The organism is Streptomyces sp. ISL-94 (assembly GCF_018614075.1).
Classification (GTDB): domain Bacteria; phylum Actinomycetota; class Actinomycetes; order Streptomycetales; family Streptomycetaceae; genus Streptomyces.
In genome coordinates this window covers 1-14933 of sequence record NZ_JAGGOZ010000091.1, presented here as the reverse complement: position 1 = coordinate 14933, position 14933 = coordinate 1, and the positions used below count along the sequence as shown (strand labels likewise).

12 protein-coding genes and 1 pseudogene are annotated in these 14933 nt (G+C 64.7%); 12 read left to right on the top strand and 1 reads right to left on the bottom strand.

Features of this window, described 5'->3' with window-relative positions:
* Window positions 1-118: 118 nt before the first annotated feature.
* Entirely contained in the window at window positions 119-1897 is a 1779-nt protein-coding gene (locus tag J7E94_RS26330; protein WP_251057248.1) for a non-ribosomal peptide synthetase, read from the bottom strand.
* A 409-nt stretch (window positions 1898-2306) separates the two neighbouring features.
* Here J7E94_RS26330 and J7E94_RS26325 point away from each other — a divergent pair, with 409 nt between their 5' ends.
* The 12 genes and pseudogenes from J7E94_RS26325 to J7E94_RS26265 form a co-directional block, all read left to right on the top strand.
* Window positions 2307-2516 carry an MbtH family NRPS accessory protein gene (locus J7E94_RS26325; protein ID WP_215019291.1) on the top strand — a complete coding sequence of 70 codons (210 nt, stop codon included), beginning with the start codon at window positions 2307-2309 and terminating at the stop codon, window positions 2514-2516.
* A 43-nt stretch (window positions 2517-2559) separates the two neighbouring features.
* Window positions 2560-3327, top strand: coding sequence for an FkbM family methyltransferase (locus tag J7E94_RS26320; protein WP_215019290.1), 768 nt, complete (start codon window positions 2560-2562; stop codon window positions 3325-3327).
* A 3-nt stretch (window positions 3328-3330) separates the two neighbouring features.
* The gene (locus J7E94_RS26315) at window positions 3331-4545 is read left to right on the top strand and encodes a cytochrome P450 (protein WP_308345465.1); all 1215 of its coding nucleotides are present in this window, start codon (window positions 3331-3333) and stop codon (window positions 4543-4545) included.
* Window positions 4542-4784 (top strand): phosphopantetheine-binding protein, encoded by a 243-nt coding sequence (locus J7E94_RS26310; RefSeq protein WP_215019289.1) that lies wholly within the window; start codon window positions 4542-4544, stop codon window positions 4782-4784. Before J7E94_RS26315 ends, J7E94_RS26310 begins: the two co-directional genes overlap by 4 nt.
* Window positions 4781-6046 (top strand): acetyl-CoA carboxylase biotin carboxylase subunit family protein, encoded by a 1266-nt coding sequence (locus J7E94_RS26305; RefSeq protein WP_215019288.1) that lies wholly within the window; start codon window positions 4781-4783, stop codon window positions 6044-6046. Before J7E94_RS26310 ends, J7E94_RS26305 begins: the two co-directional genes overlap by 4 nt.
* 28 nt (window positions 6047-6074) lie before the next feature.
* Entirely contained in the window at window positions 6075-7289 is a 1215-nt protein-coding gene (locus J7E94_RS26300) for a cytochrome P450 (protein ID WP_215019287.1), read from the top strand.
* A gap of 12 nt (window positions 7290-7301) precedes the next feature.
* The gene (locus J7E94_RS26295; RefSeq protein WP_215019286.1) at window positions 7302-8846 is read left to right on the top strand and encodes a condensation domain-containing protein; all 1545 of its coding nucleotides are present in this window, start codon (window positions 7302-7304) and stop codon (window positions 8844-8846) included.
* Window positions 8843-9649, top strand: coding sequence for a hypothetical protein (locus J7E94_RS26290; RefSeq protein WP_215019285.1), 807 nt, complete (start codon window positions 8843-8845; stop codon window positions 9647-9649). The genes J7E94_RS26295 and J7E94_RS26290 overlap by 4 nt, the downstream gene beginning before the upstream one ends.
* Before the next feature lie 3 nt (window positions 9650-9652).
* Entirely contained in the window at window positions 9653-9883 is a 231-nt protein-coding gene (locus J7E94_RS26285; RefSeq protein ID WP_215019284.1) for an MbtH family protein, read from the top strand.
* Window positions 9884-9991: 108 nt separating this feature from the next.
* Window positions 9992-11341, top strand: a complete 1350-nt coding sequence (locus J7E94_RS26280) for a hypothetical protein (RefSeq protein ID WP_215019283.1) — start codon at window positions 9992-9994, stop codon at window positions 11339-11341.
* Window positions 11342-11406: 65 nt separating this feature from the next.
* Window positions 11407-14082, top strand: coding sequence for a non-ribosomal peptide synthetase (locus J7E94_RS26275; protein ID WP_215019282.1), 2676 nt, complete (start codon window positions 11407-11409; stop codon window positions 14080-14082).
* 54 nt (window positions 14083-14136) lie between these two features.
* A pseudogene (locus J7E94_RS26265) lies at window positions 14137-14913 on the top strand (transposase); the annotation flags it as partial.
* Window positions 14914-14933: the final 20 nt, after the last annotated feature.

Genomic DNA, 14933 nt, shown 5'->3' with positions numbered 1-14933 from the left:
GCAGTCGTGCCGCGCTCCTGGTGCCTGCAGTCGACACGGTCGGCGAAGAGCCGGAGGGGCTCGTGTGGCGAGTTGAGATAAGAGGCTCCTGGGCTGAGGTTGGAGTGTCGGCGGAGGATCAGGCGTCGGCCGGCTGGGTGGCGACCAGTTCGTCGATCTCGGCTGCCAGCGCTCTGACGGTTCGGGAGGCGAACAGCTGGCGCATCGTAAGGCGCACGCCAAGGCGGACGCGGAGCATGGCGACTACGCGCGTGGCGATCAGTGAATGACCTCCGAGCTCAAAGAAGTCCGCGTCAGCGCTTTCGACCGGCACCTCAAGCGCGGCGGCCCAGACCTCGGCAACGAGTTCCTGTGTCGGAGTATCGAGGCCAGATGCTGGCGTCGTCTGGTCGGCTTCCTGGACCAGCCTCGCCAGCTGGGTCACATCGGCCTTGCCTGCGACGGTCTGGGGTATGCGGTCCAGACGCAGGATCCGAGACGGCACCAGATGTTCGGGTAGTTCTACCCGAAGTGCATCCAGTACCGCTTCGGGCTCCAGCACCCGACCGGCCTCGGGGACCACAGCCAAGGCAAGCACGGAGCCACTGGCCACAGACGCGGGGAAGGCCACGGCGGTCCGCACATCGGGCAATGCTCGCGCGGCACTCTCAACCTCGCCGGGCTCCACGCGAAAACCCCGTATCTTGAGCTGGCTGTCGGCCCGCCCGACGTATTCGAGTGCTCCGTCGGGACGGCTGCGCACGAGGTCGCCAGTGCGGTACATCCGCTCGCCATCTCCGGATGGGTCGGGAGAGAAGCGCGCGGCTGTGAGGCCAGGCCGATTCAGGTAGCCGCGCCCTACACCGGCACCTGAGATGAACAGTTCACCGACCTTCCCAGGCGCAACCGGACGCAGCCGTTCGTCCAGGACCTGAACGCGGTAGTTGGGCAGAGGCCGGCCGATGGTGGACGGGTCGTCTCCAGCGTCGGTATCCGCCCATGTCGCGCAGATCGTTGTCTCGGTCGGTCCGTAGGCGTTGATGAACCGCCGTCCGCTCGCCCAGCGGGCCGCGAGGTCCGGCGCGCAGGCCTCACCCGCAGAGACCACGACCCGCAGGTCCGCTTCCGGTGCTGGCGGATCGTTGACGGCGAGAAGTGAGGGGGTGGCCGTTATGAAGGCTACCTCGCCACGAAGGAGCGAGCCGTCCTCGTCCCGTGGGTCCGAGAGCACAACGCCCCGCCCGTTCACCAGAGGGATGAGCGTGGACCAGAGCCAGCCGTCGAAGGAGGGGGCCAGTACGTTGCCGCCCTCGAGGCCTTCGTCCGGCGCAAGGGTGTCGACGGCAGTGAGTAGATTCGTGATGTTTCCGTAGGTGATACAGACACCCTTGGGAGCGCCGGTCGTGCCCGAGGTGTAGACGATGTAGGCCATGGAATGAGGGGACAGCGGGCCGGAAGGAACGGCTGACGGCGATGCGCTGGCGACTGCCGGGTCGATGTGTGCGATCTGGCTGGCCACGAATGCAGCCTTACTGCGGGACACGACCGCTGCGACGCCGGAGTCCTGGACCAGGGTGGACAGTCTGACGTCTGGATGGCCCGGGTCGAGCGCTACGAATGCGGCGCCGGCGCGCCAAGTGCCGATGAGCGCGGCCACCAGATCGCGGGACCGGTCGAGATGCGCCCCCACGGCCGCCTCCGGGCCTACGCCCAAGCGCAGCAGTTCGGCGGCGATCGCGTCCGCCCGCTCGTTCAGCTCCCCGAACGTGTAGGTGCCGTCATACGCACGCACAGCCACGGTTCCAGGCGTTCTGTCAGCGTGTACGGCAATTGCTGCTGCGGGATCGAAGGAAGCTCCGGCTGTTGTTCGTTCGGAGCCGTACGCTGTGATATCGGCGACACTCTGCCGTGCAGTCATTGCCTGAAACCCACTTCCGTCACTGAGTGAAGGGAACCTTTTCATGAGCGCTCAACTGTGCGTCTCGCGCGCGAGAGACATTCGGGGGTAAATCCCCTCACCTTCGCGACGGAGCGTGCAAGGTGCGTAGTTCATACGTACTTCGGTGGCCGCCCTAGCGGCATGAGTGCTGGATCGATTTGCAGTAGATCATGCTTGCTGAGCAAGATCAAGAGTGGATTTTCTGGCGACTTGCTCATAGCGTTTGGCTCAGATGCGTCGGGGCCAGGCATGTGTCACTCCCGCTTCCGGTGAAAGTGATTGCAGTGCGTTCTCGTCGAGCTCGGCTTCGCTGCGATAGCGGCCACCGACGCCCACTGGAGACCACTTTGGATCCATATGTTCCTGCCCTCAGTCACTGGAGCGACTCATGGCCGACGCCATCACTCTGACCTGGACCGTTCTCGTCAACTCGGAGCAACAGTACGGGCTGCACCCCGCTGAACTGCCGGTTCCCATGGGATGGCAGGATGCTGGATATACCGGCACAGAAGAGGATTGCATGCTTCATGTGGATGCCGTCTGGACGGACATGAGGCCGCTGAGTCTTCGAGAAGCACTTGGTTCTTCCGTGGCCTAATGGGTTTGCTAGTCCAGGGTATTTCCCTAGAAGGGTCGCGGTAATGCAAGCAATGAAACTCCCTAACGGGCTGACGGTGAGCCATGTCAATGCAGGGGAGACCGCCCTCCTGTACCGAGACATATTTGCCGAACGCTGCTATATGCAGCACGAAATATCGCTCCGCCCTGGGGATACGGTGGTCGATGTCGGCGCAAATATTGGCATGGCCTCGTTGTTTCTGCATCTGGAATGCCAGGGGCTGACTTTTCATGCCTTCGAGCCGGCGCCCATTCCGTATGCGGCGCTGAAGGAGAACTTTTCCCTGCACGGCATCAAGGGGCATGCGACGCCCTGCGCGCTCTCCGATCATTCGGGTGCCGCCATTTTGACCTATTACCCGGATTCGACTTCGATGTCGGGCTTCCACGCCGACCCGGAGGCCGAGTCGGCCCTGATGCGCACATTCCTGATGCGCAGCGGGCTCGACGATGAGGACGTCGACGACATGGTCAGCGGTCGGCATGCGACGCAGGCCGTCGAATGTCCGGTGCGAACCCTGTCCGAGGTGATCGCCGAGCGCGGCATTACTTCGATTGATCTCCTGAAGATCGACGTAGAGAAGAGTGAGCTGGAGGTTCTACGCGGCCTGGCGGACGAGGACTGGCCGAAGGTTCGCCAAGTCGTCGCCGAAGTCCACGACATCGACGGTGCGCTCGAAAAGTTCACCTCGCTGCTGCGGAAGCACGGGTTCGCGGTCGCTCTCGAGCAGGACCCGCTGTTGGGCGGCACCGAAATCTACGAGGCCTTCGCTGTCCGGAAGAGAGTCTGAGCTGTGTCCGACATCATCGACGTCGCGGACCCCGGCCTTTACGAGTCCGGCGATCCGATCGCCGTCTGGGCGCAACTACGTGCCACGACACCTGTCGTCTGGACCGAGCACCCACCCGGCCCGGGATTCTGGTCCGTCATGTCTTACGAGCCAGCCCTCCAGGTCTACCGCAACACCACTGCCTTCACTTCCGAGCTGGGCATGCGGGTCGACTCCGACCCAGCCGCGGTTAAGGCTGCGGCCGGCAAGATGCTGATTGTCAGCGACCCACCCGTCCATCCTCGCCTGCGCAAGCTGATGAACGCGGCATTCGTGCCGCGGGTGGTGGCCACGCTCGAGGAATCCATGCGCCGGGTGATCGAGCCGCTGGTGGAGCAGGCGCTGGAGAAAGACAGTGTCGACTTCGTCGAGGAGATCGCCGCAGTCCTGCCCGCGGCGATCATCTGCGACATCATGAACGTGCCGCAGGCGGAACGTTCGACGATGATCGAGCTGACCAGCCAGGCGTTCGGTGCATCTGTAGGTACCTCCAGCGGGTGCCCTATGGACCAGCTACGGAAGACCGAAGCCCACGCGGAGATCTTCCTCTACTACATGGATCTCGTGGAAGAGCGCCGACGCAACCCCGGCGACGATGTGGTCAGCGCGCTGATCCGGGGCGACATGGGCGGACGCAACCTCACCAACGAGGAAGTCCTGCTCAATTGTGACGGACTTGTCACCGGCGCGAATGAGACGACCCGGCATGGCTCGTCCGCCGGGCTGATCGCGCTCATCGAGAACCCAGGGGAGTGGCAGCGCCTGAAGGCGGGCGAGGTCGACATCGAGTCCGCAGTCGACGAAGTGCTCCGCTACACCAGTCCGGCCCTGCACGTCATGCGCGTCGCCACGCAGGACGTGGAGCTCGGCGGGCACCACGTTCGTGCCGGCGAGGCCGTGGTGCTGTGGAACGCCTCGGCAAATCGCGACGAGAGCGTCTTCCCCGACCCGGACCGATTTGACCTCGGGCGTACACCCAACCGGCATCTCACGTTCGGGATAGGGCCGCATTTCTGCCTGGGGGCGCCTCTGGCACGGGTCGAGCTGAAGGTGCTGCTGCAGGTGCTGGCGGAACGGGTGGGGCATATGGAGATCACCGGCTCGGTGGAGCGTATGAGATCCAATTTCATGTGGGGTATCAACCGCCTTCCGGTTGCCCTCTCGAGGGAGACACGTTGAGCGACGAAACCGTCAGCCGCACCCGGGAACACGCAGCTACCGCATGGGCGGAGATCCTGAAGGGAGCCGTCCCGGCGGAGACTGACAACTTCTTCCAGACGGGCGGCACCAGCCTGAAGGCGCTGCGCCTCTGCGCACGCCTCAGTGCCCTCCTCGGCTGCAAGGTGCCGGTGAAGCTGCTGCTCAAGAACAGCAATTTTGGCGCATTCGTGAGCGCTCTGGAGACCGCAGACGCATGAAGAAACTGATCGTCGTCTACGACAAGGGCGCAGTAAACCCACTCGAGGCTTACGTGGGGCTGTCCGCCATTGCGCAGCCTGTATTCGCCATGGCCCCGTCGGAACATGGTGAGCGGGCCCTCAACGTGGTGGAGCGGCTCGGCGAGTCGGTGGTTCTCGGGTCCTCGGCGAGCCTGTCCGCTGATCGCTTGCGGAGGTTCACACCCGCGGGCATCGTGACGTTCAGCGAGGATATGGTGGAACCCACCGCCGAGCTCGCGAGGCACCTGGGCCTTTCCTACCATCAGGAACCGACCTTGGGATGCCTCAAGGACAAGTATCTACAGCGGCTGCGCCTACGCGAACGCGGTGTGGACGCGACCGTGACCCATCGCATTCAGAACCGCGCTGACGTCGCCGCGGCGATGGCAGAATTCGACGCTCCGGTCATCCTGAAGCCAGCCCGGGGTGGTGCGAGTCGGGATACGCATGTGATCAGCCACCCGGACCGGGGTGTGCAGCTCGTCGACGCGCTCCTCGATAGGTATCTCCCGGCGGGGCTGGTCATCGAAGAGCTGCTGGTCGGTCGTCGCATGCCCGCCGGGATTGGGGACTACATCTCGATCGAGAGTGCCGTCGTGGACGGGCGAATCACCCATCTGGCGGTGACCGGCAAGTTCGCCCTCGCGGCGCCGTTCCGAGAGGTCGGACAGTTCTGGCCCGCCTTGCTGGACGAGGACATCCGGCGCGCGTCATTGAACCTCGCAACCGCTGGCCTTACCGCATTGGACGTGCGTCGGGGCGTGACGCATACCGAGATCAAGTTGACACCTGACGGACCTCGCATCATCGAGATCAACGGTCGGCTCGGCGGCCACATCCACGAGCTCGCGCGACGCGCCGGCGTCCCATCGCCGATCGAGATCGCGGGGACCATCGCGCTAGGAGCGGATCCGGCGCCGTCGATGTTCCGTCCCCCTCCCGGGGTCTATTGGCAATACAACACGCCGGCCCCGCGGAGGTTGGCCCGATTGGTGGCGAACGCCCATGCGGCCACGGTCACTGGTCTCGACGGCGTCTCGAAATACACGCCCTACTACCAGAAGGGCGATCCATTGGACCTGGACGTAATGACCAATCCGCTCGATGTCATCTCTGGGTACTCGAATACCCACGAAGAGATGCTGAAGCAGGTGGACAGGCTCCTCGACCACGTCGTTTATCGACTTGATATGGATGGCACCGAATCCGCCGTGACAGCGCGGGAATTGGTGGATATGTGAATAGCCATGCAGATATGGCGGGAGCGACATGACCTTCACCACGCCCGTAGAGTCGACACCGTACCTCGCCGATCCCGCATTCCACGCGGGTACAGCCGCGCACGATCACCTTCGCCAGCTCCGGAGGCATGACCCGGTGGCGTGGCAGCCCGCCCGCGATGGCGTTCCGGGATTCTGGAACGTGACCAGATACACCGATGTCGTGCAGGTGTGCAGATCGGCCGATGTTTTCGTGTCCGGCCGGGGTAACGTGCTGAACACGCTGCTCGCGGGTGGTGATACGGCGGCCCAGCAGATGCTCGCGGTCTCGGACGGTCCGCGCCATGCCGCGATTCGCAAGCTGCTTTGGAGGGCCCTCACGCCCCAGGCGTTGAGTCACACGGCCGACCGTGTCCGGGCCAACACCCGCGACCTGATCCGTCGCGCGGTCGCCGACGGGTCGTGCGAGTTTGCGCATGACGTGGCGGCTCATATCCCGCTCATGGCCATCTGTGATCTCTTCGGCATTCCAGCATCGGACCGGGCGTTTATTCTGCGCCACGCGAGTTCGGCCCTTAGCTCGGATACCGAGGAGCACACGGCCGAGGAAACCATGCGTTCCAAGAGTGAAATCCTGCTCTACTTCACCCGCTTCGTCGCCGAGTGCTCTCGTCAGCCGTCGTCCTCAAGGTCTCCGCTGATGGATGTGCTTATCGACGGGACCATCGACGGCCAGAATCTGCGGGCTGAGGAGATCATCTACAACTGCTACAGCCTGATCCTCGGAGGAGATGAGACGACGCGACTCGCGATGATCAGTGGGGTTCTGGAGCTCGTCCGTCGTCCCGATCAATGGACGCTGTTGAAGTCAGGGACGCCCATCGACGCGGGAGTCAACGAAGTGCTCAGGTGGAGCACACCGGTCATGCACGTGGGACGCACGGCCAGCGCGTCGGTGACGCTGGGTGCACGTGAGATCGCTGAAGGCGACCTCATCATCGCCTGGCTTTCATCAGCTAATTTCGATGAGGCCGAGTTCAGCGATCCCGCGAGCTTTGACGTGACGCGGGCGCCCAACCGCCACGTGACGTTGTCCCACGGTCCGCACTTCTGTATCGGCGCCTATCTGGCGAAGATCGAGGTGGCGGCCCTGCTGCGGACGATGCGAGAGGAAGTGCGCGAGCTGGAACTGGCCGGCGAACCGCTCCCCATTTACTCGAACCTGCTGAGTGGGTATTCGAAGCTTCCCTTGCGGATGCAGTGACGAAGGATGGATATGAACCCTGAATCCAATGGCGCCCTCGACCTCAGTTTGACGGACATTCAGCGTGTCCTGTCTCAGGTATGGGCGGACGTTCTCGAGACGGAGTCTATCGGGCTCGACGACAACTTTTTCGCTCTGGGCGGTAACTCCATGCTCGCAGTTAGAGCCGTCGTCGGTGCTGAGTCGCACGGGATCGTCGTCACCCTCGTCGGCATGCTCGAAAGCCCGACGATCAGGGAGCTCAGCCAGGTGGTGTCAGCAGTCGAGGATGCACCCGACGGAGATTCGGCCTTCTCGGCACCGGGCATTGCGGCCGAGCCGGTGGTGGAGGGACCGCAGATCGGTCCGGCCAGCCTATTGCAGCAGGGCCTCCTCTTCGAGTCCGAACTGCGGCCGGGCGCTGTGTACCTGGACGTGGTGTCCCATCGCGTCCGGCTTCCGTTTGATGAGACCGCTCTGCGCTCCGCGCTCGACATCCTCACGGCCCGGCACGAAACTTTGCGGACCGGATTCAATCTGACCGACTACGACGAGGTGATGCGTGTAACGGAGGCGTCGACGACGATCCCCGTCCACGTGCACGACGCACGGACCGGCCAGCACGAAGTGGATCTCAACGATGACGTCGCGTGCGCCGGCCAGGAATTCGCGTTGACCACAGCGCCGCTTCTCCGAGTCTGCGTCTCAGTGCCGGATGACAGCTCGTTCTGGCTCACTTACGGATTCCACCACGCCATCATGGATGGCTGGAGCGAGACGGTGTTCGCCTCGGAGCTCATGTCCAGCTATGCGTCGATACTGCGGGGAGCGGTCCCGGATCTGCCGCCCGCCGTGGCCGGCATGGATGAGCTGGTCCGACGCGAGCGGGAGGCCCTGACCTCGCCCGATGCCCAAAAGTTCTGGTCGGCCTATGCCGAGTCCCTGCCCCGGGCACGCCCGCGGCCCGTCGGCGGCGCAACGGTGCGTACTCATGCTGACGTCGACTCTGAGGTTGTAACCGACCTCGTGCGCGCCGCGGCGCATACGGGACTTCCCGTCAAGAGCTTCGCACTGGCCGCCCACCTCGTGGCGTGGGGTGAGGTCCATGGTTTGGATGCCCCGTCGACGGGGGTGGTCATCAACGGGCGCCCACCCGTGCTCGGGACGGAGCGGATGGTGGGACTCTTCCTGAACCTGCTTCCGCTGCACTGCCGTGTAAACGCCACGGGTGCGGAACTGGTGCGGCGGGTCTTCGAGGCCGAACGCCAGATCACCACCTTCGGGAACTTCCCGTATCTGAAGATCAGGGAAATGGCCGGGCATGCGCTTTTTGACGGCGCCTTTAATTACGTCGAGTTCGAGAAGCGCCCGGAGGTCTGGATCGATGAATCACGCATTGTGGACGCGACGAGTCTGCCCCTCCTGATCGAAGTCGTTCACGAGGCAAGCCGCGGTGCGATGCGGGTGGAAGGCTCGGCCAGCGCTCACTGGTGGACGAACGAGGACCTAGAGGCGATGACGAGTGCCTACATCACTGCGTTGACCCGGCTCGTCAGCGACGCGAAGGGCCCTCGGTGACGTCGATGCACGACGATCAGGAACGCACGCTCACCGCTCGACGGACCATCCTCGTCGTCGACTACGTGGGCTTGAGGTCCGAGCCGCCGTTGACCGCGCTTCGCTTGGAGGACCACGGGTTCCGGGTGGTCGAGATCCTGCGACCGCCCTACGTCCGCGCTTTCGACGCCGCAGGCTACGCGTCCGCGCTCATCGAACCGCACACCTACGCGGGCTCCGAGGTGGCGGCGGTCGTCACCTACTGCATGGCCGGGTCGATCGCGCAGGAAGTGGCGGCGAGGCTTTCGTCACCTCACTACGACGTGCCCCTCGTGGTCCTGGACGGTGAGCCGTCGACGGGCGAGGCGATCCGAGAGCAATGGGAGATAGCCCTGCGACGTATCGCTCAGATGGTGGGCGCCGACGTCGCCGACGATGTGACGCGGGCACTCTCCGATGACGAACTGCTCGCTCAGCCTCGCGAGATCGCCCAGGAGATCCACGACTCGATGACGTCGATCGGTGCGCAACAGCGCCCCGACGGAGGGGTCCCCGGCATCGCCAGGGATGTCGAAATCTTCGCTGATTGGTTCTCCGACTGGCTGGTCTATCTGATTGCCGCTCATAATGCTCAGTGGCCTCATTGGGGTGGGGATGTACTCCAATTGATTTCGAAGTCGCATCCGGTAGCGGATTGGCTGGGAAGCCGCTCGGAGGAAGTCGTCGAGATCTCGACGGATCGAGACGGCTTGGTGCTCGATCCAGGTGCGAAAGCGGCCGTTCTGTCGTTCTTGGCCGAGAGGATCAGCGATGGTAGGGGGTAGACGATGAGCAGCAATCCGTTCGAAGATAACGAGGCGCAATTCCTCGTCCTGGTCAACAATGAGGGGCAGTACTCACTATGGCCGGCCTTCGCCGACAAGCCGACGGGATGGAAGCTCGTCTTCGGGTCGGATAGGAGGGAACCGTGCCTCGCTTTCATCGAGCGCGAGTGGACGGATATGAGGCCGCAGTCGCTTCGCGATATCGCGGACGAGGCGCTGGCGCGCCTAGCATGACGTGCCGTCAGACAGCTCTCAACCCTGCGAAGTGCGGTCTTCTCGTGCGTTGCAGTTCGTCGTCTATGAGGAGGATTTCAGATGTCAGGTGATCTGGTGGAGTCAGACATGATCAAGAATGACCGCGGCGTCATAGCGGAGAATTATTACGAATTGCATAGCATCGGCGCCATCGAGGCGGCTCGTTTGAGCATGACGGTACCGGGCTCCACACCCGAGGCGTTGCTCATCGGGCTCTATCAGTCATCGGAGATCGCCATGTACAACGTGGCCGATCTCCTCACGCGCGCCAGCGCAGATCTGGCATCGGGTGATGTCGATGCGTGTGCGATCAAGCTGCTGTGGACCCGGAGCTTCCATCGGCTGCTGGTGCGGTTGAGCGGCGACGCCTTGCGCATCAGCAGCGACTGGCCGGCGACCGCGCCGCGATGGCCACTCCAGGACACGCCTGCGTTCGCCGAGTTCACGAGGGCGCTCGAGTTGTTCGACGGCTCCTTGGTCGAGCTCGTCGACCGGGGGGAGTTGGACGCCAGGACCGTCATCTCCGAGGCATCGTTCACCGACAGCGCGTATACGATTCTTCACTGCGTGCGCGTCGTGAATCACGACGCGCGCGTGTGGGCCACGAATCTGGCTCGCGCGGTTCACCCCCAGCCCGCAGAGGCGCTGGAGGCAGCGCTCGCCTCCTCCCATCTGCGTCATGCCGTTGATGAACATCGTCTGGTCGGCGACACCTACTTCACGCAGTTCCGCGCATTGCATCAGATTCCCGAGCTCTTGGTCAGGGAGATCAACGATCGGCTCGAATTGGCGACCAAGGAGCTGCGCGACGGGGATCACGCGCGCGCGCTCGAACTGCTTGACGGCGCCGCGTCGTTGTATCCCGCGATCGAGGCGTCGTTGCCGCCGATCGTGGACAATCTGAGCACGTTCGATTACCACCAGATCCGCGAGAATCTGGGGATGACGAGTGGCAGCCATTCCGTCGCCATGCGATTCCACCTGTTCACAGATCTGTATGAACAATTCGCGCAGCAGGTCATGGCCCTGGAGGACACCGCCCCCGACGGGAGCGGCGTTGCCCGGCTGAGGCGTCACGTCGCCGATCTGCGCGTCTTCATCTTCTCGTGGCGAGACATGCACCTGCACCTTCCGCGGAACAATCTCGGCGGGACGCAGACGAAGTCCTTGACCGGGGCGCCCGACGCGGTCAGGACCGTGCAGAAGATGCGGGACAATGCGGCGTCCGCGGACCCGACGTGCCCGAAGACACGAGATCGTCCCGCAGCGGTCGCAGGACCTCTCGACGGCTATCTGGACGGCCCGAAGTCGTCGGACCAGCTACTCCTCTCGATCACCGGCGAAGTGACGCAAGCGAACTTCCGTGATGTTCAGGAGCGGCTGAACTACTTCTCCCAGAGGCCGTCCTTCACGCGCCCTCCGCGACGTGAAGTCTGACCACCGGTGGCCTCTCAGTCGGCCGCGCCCGAGGAGCGGCCGCGGCGTGAAGGGTTGGTTTTGTCGTGAGCACCAGTGAGGCACGGGGGCCCGTGCCGCCGAAGCAGGGGTCTGCCGGGCACGCCGTCTACTGGGCGAAGGAGTTGGCCGACGTGCCTCAGCCCCTGCCCTTGCCGATGAATCGACCGCGCCCGCCACATCGGAGCCTCGACGTCGGGGTCGTCGGCGTGGAACTCACCGCCGACGTTGGGGGTCGAGTCGAGGCGCTGGCCGCTGCGCAGGGGGTCTCCCCGGCGGTCGTCCTGCTGTCCGCATGGGCGATGACACTTCGGCGCCTCACCGGGCAGACGACGGTGACGATCGGCGCACGGAATGTGGGCGGCGCCGAAGCGTTTTCGGGCATGAGAGGCGGATCGAGCGATGACCGCTGGATACTGCGCGCCGATATGCCCGGCGACATCTCGTTCGGGGAGTTGCTCCGCGCGGTGCACGACCGATCCCAGGCGGCCCGACAGCACCGGGGTATGGCGCTGGACGACGTGGTCTCAGTTCTGGTCGTCGATCCACCGACGGCCCATCACCCGCTGACACAGGTGGGGTTCGATTGGCACGGTGTGGCCGACGGTCGCGGCGGCCGTTCGGCGGGACCCGCTCCGCAGCGGCCGGGGACCGCGCCGTTCGACGCGCGGATCGTCGTCTCGCCCCGTGACGGAGCGAGCCTGCGCGTGGACATCGTCTACGCCACGGACGTGTTCGACGCCGACACCGCGCGTCGGCTGGTGCGGTGTCTCGTGCGCGCGGCCACGATCGCGGCCGGCGATCCGACCGTGGCCGTGAACTCCGTCGACGTCATCGACCCGGCCGAGCGGCATCAGGTGCTCGATCTTGTGAATCAGACGCGCGCGCAGGTGAACCCCGGCACGATTCCCGAACTCTTCGGACGACGTGTCATGGCGAGTCCGGATGCCCCCGCCATCGTGTTCCGCGACGAGACGATCAGCTATCGCGATCTCGACGCCCGGTCCAACCGGCTGGCCCGTCTCCTGATCGACCATGGTGTGCGCACCGAAGTGGTCGTCGCCGTGATGGTGACGCGCTCTCCCGACCTCTGGACGGCGGCGCTGGCGGTCGCGAAGGCGGGCGGCGTCTACATGCCCGTGGACCCCGCGTATCCGGCGGAGCGCATCGACTTCATGCTGAAGGATTCGGGTGCGCACGTCATCATCGGCGAATCCGCGACGGCCGCACACGGGGCTGGTCGGTCGACGCCCGTCCTGCGGCTGGATGACCCTGCGCTGATCACCGCGCTAACGCACTCTGCGACGACCGCTGTGACGGACACCGATCGGCTGGTGCCACTGACGATGGCACACACCGCTTACCTCATCTACACGTCGGGATCGACCGGTACACCCAAGGGAGTGGCGGTCACTCATCGGGGACTGGCCAGCCTGCTGGCGGCGCAAATCGAGCGGCTGAGCGTCACGCCGGAGTCCAGAGTGCTGCAGTTCAACTCGCCGAGTTTCGATTCGTCGATATGGGAAATGTGCATGGCACTGTTCTCCGGGGCCACCTTCGTCGTCGACACGCAGGAACGGCTCGAACCCGGACAGCCGTTGGTCGATACGATCAGTGCGGCCGCGGTCACTCACGTCCTGCTGACGCCTTCCGTGCTCGCGGCGCTGCCGCTCGGCTCGCTGCCGAGCGTCTCCTGTCTCATCGTCGCGGGTGAACCGATCTCGCCGGAGCTGGTCACCGCTTGGGCTCCACATCGGCAGATGGCCAATGCGTACGGTCCGACGGAGACCACGGTCATGCCGACCATGTGCGCGCATCTGGCCGACGGCCGCCCGCCGTCTATCGGTCTTCCGATACAGAACAGTCGCGTGTACGTTCTGGACGAGCGAATCCAGCCGGTTCCCGTCGGCGTCGTCGGCGAGTTGTACGTGGCGGGAGCAGGTCTGGCCCGGGGCTATCTGGGGCGTCCCGCCATGACGGCGAGCCGTTTCGTCGCCTGTCCGTTCGGAGCACCGGGCGAGCGGATGTATCGTACGGGAGACCTGGTCCGTTGGAACGCCGGAGGAGATCTCGAATTCGTCGGTCGCGTGGACACGCAGGAGAAGGTCCGCGGGTATCGGATCGAGTTGGGCGAGATCGAATCGGCTCTCATGCGGCATCCCGCGGTAGCTCACGCTGTGGTCGTGGTGCGCGATGTCGCCGGGTCGGTGGGTAGCAGGCAGTTGGTTGCATATGTGGTCGGTTCCGACCCCGTGGGCGAGCCGTATGCGGACGAGACGGCGAACGGCGGCGACCGGCGCGACGCGTGGCGCGGCGAGCTGCGGCAGTTCCTGGGCCGGCACCTGCCGGAATTCATGGTGCCGCCGCTGTACGTGAAGCTCGATCGATTGCCGATGACCCCGAACGGGAAACTCGACCGATCGGCCCTCCCCGATCCCGGATCGCTCGACAGCACCTATCGCGCCCCGCGTACTCCCGTGGAGCAGATCCTCTGCACGGTGTTCGCGGAGGTTCTCGACCTACCGTTGGTGGGGGTCGACGACGACTTCTTCGCCCTCGGAGGAGAGAGCATCATGTCGATCAAGGTGGTTTCCAGGGTTCGCGGTCACGGGCTCGACCTTTCCCCCCGCGACATGATGGAGCAGCGGACCGCGGCGAAGCTGGCGCTCGTCGTGAGCGAGTCTGTGGTCGGCGGCGGCGCTAGGGCGCGTATCGAGTCGTGATCAACTTGCCGGATTTGGCCCCGCGGCGGGTCTTGGACCGGTAGATCTTCTTGTGTGACGCGAGTGCAACTGATTGATCCGGAGTGGGAGTTCATCGAGCCGTACCCGCCGATCGGCGAGTACGGCCCGTACCCCGAACGACTGCGGCAGCAGTTCGAGGGCGTGATCTGGCGGTTCAAGACGGGCGGGCAGTGGCGGTAGATGCCGACGGAGCTCGGCGCCTGGTCGACCGTTCATAACCGCTTCCGGCAGTGGCGTCACGCAGGCGTCTTCGAGGCCCTGCTGGAGGGCCTGACCGCAGAAGCCGCGAAGCGGGGCGAGGTTGATCTGTCCCTGGTCGGCATCGACTCCACCACCGCACGGGCCCACCACGACGCTGCCGGGATGCACCTGGACGAGGATGTCCTCACCGCCCTGGAGGAAGCCGCCGCCGAGGCAGAGAAAGCCAGGTCAAAGGGGCAGCTGCGACGAACAAAGCGGGCAGGAGGCCGAAAGCGATCCCGCGCGGGAAGAACGAAGACGCATCCGGCGTCGGCAGAAACTCCGGCTGAAGGCCGCCCTCCTGGGACGCTCCAGGGGCGGGCAGACCAGCAAGGTCCACCTCGCCGCCGACCGCAAGTGCCGCCGCCGGCGTTCATCCTGACCACGGGCCAGGCAGCGGACAGCCCGCAGTTCATCCCCGTCCTGGAGAAGGTAGGGGTACGCGGGCTCGTCGGCCGCCCCCGCACCCGGCCGGACGCGGTCGCCGGGGACAAGGCGTACTCGTCCCGCGGCAACCGCGCCCACCTGCACAAACGCCGCATCCAGGCGGTCGTCCCAGAGAAGAAGGACTAAGACCGACCGGCAAATGG

What these genes read in the sequence shown, in the direction of transcription:
- J7E94_RS26330 (WP_251057248.1), bottom strand. Translation starts at nt 1,897, where the DNA reads ATGACTGCACGGCAGAGTGTCGCCGATATCACAGCGTACGGCTCCGAA.
- J7E94_RS26325 (WP_215019291.1), top strand. Translation starts at nt 2,307, where the DNA reads ATGGCCGACGCCATCACTCTGACCTGGACCGTTCTCGTCAACTCGGAG.
- J7E94_RS26320 (WP_215019290.1), top strand. Translation starts at nt 2,560, where the DNA reads ATGCAAGCAATGAAACTCCCTAACGGGCTGACGGTGAGCCATGTCAAT.
- J7E94_RS26305 (WP_215019288.1), top strand. Translation starts at nt 4,781, where the DNA reads ATGAAGAAACTGATCGTCGTCTACGACAAGGGCGCAGTAAACCCACTC.
- J7E94_RS26300 (WP_215019287.1), top strand. Translation starts at nt 6,075, where the DNA reads ATGACCTTCACCACGCCCGTAGAGTCGACACCGTACCTCGCCGATCCC.
- J7E94_RS26295 (WP_215019286.1), top strand. Translation starts at nt 7,302, where the DNA reads ATGAACCCTGAATCCAATGGCGCCCTCGACCTCAGTTTGACGGACATT.
- J7E94_RS26285 (WP_215019284.1), top strand. Translation starts at nt 9,653, where the DNA reads ATGAGCAGCAATCCGTTCGAAGATAACGAGGCGCAATTCCTCGTCCTG.
- J7E94_RS26280 (WP_215019283.1), top strand. Translation starts at nt 9,992, where the DNA reads ATGATCAAGAATGACCGCGGCGTCATAGCGGAGAATTATTACGAATTG.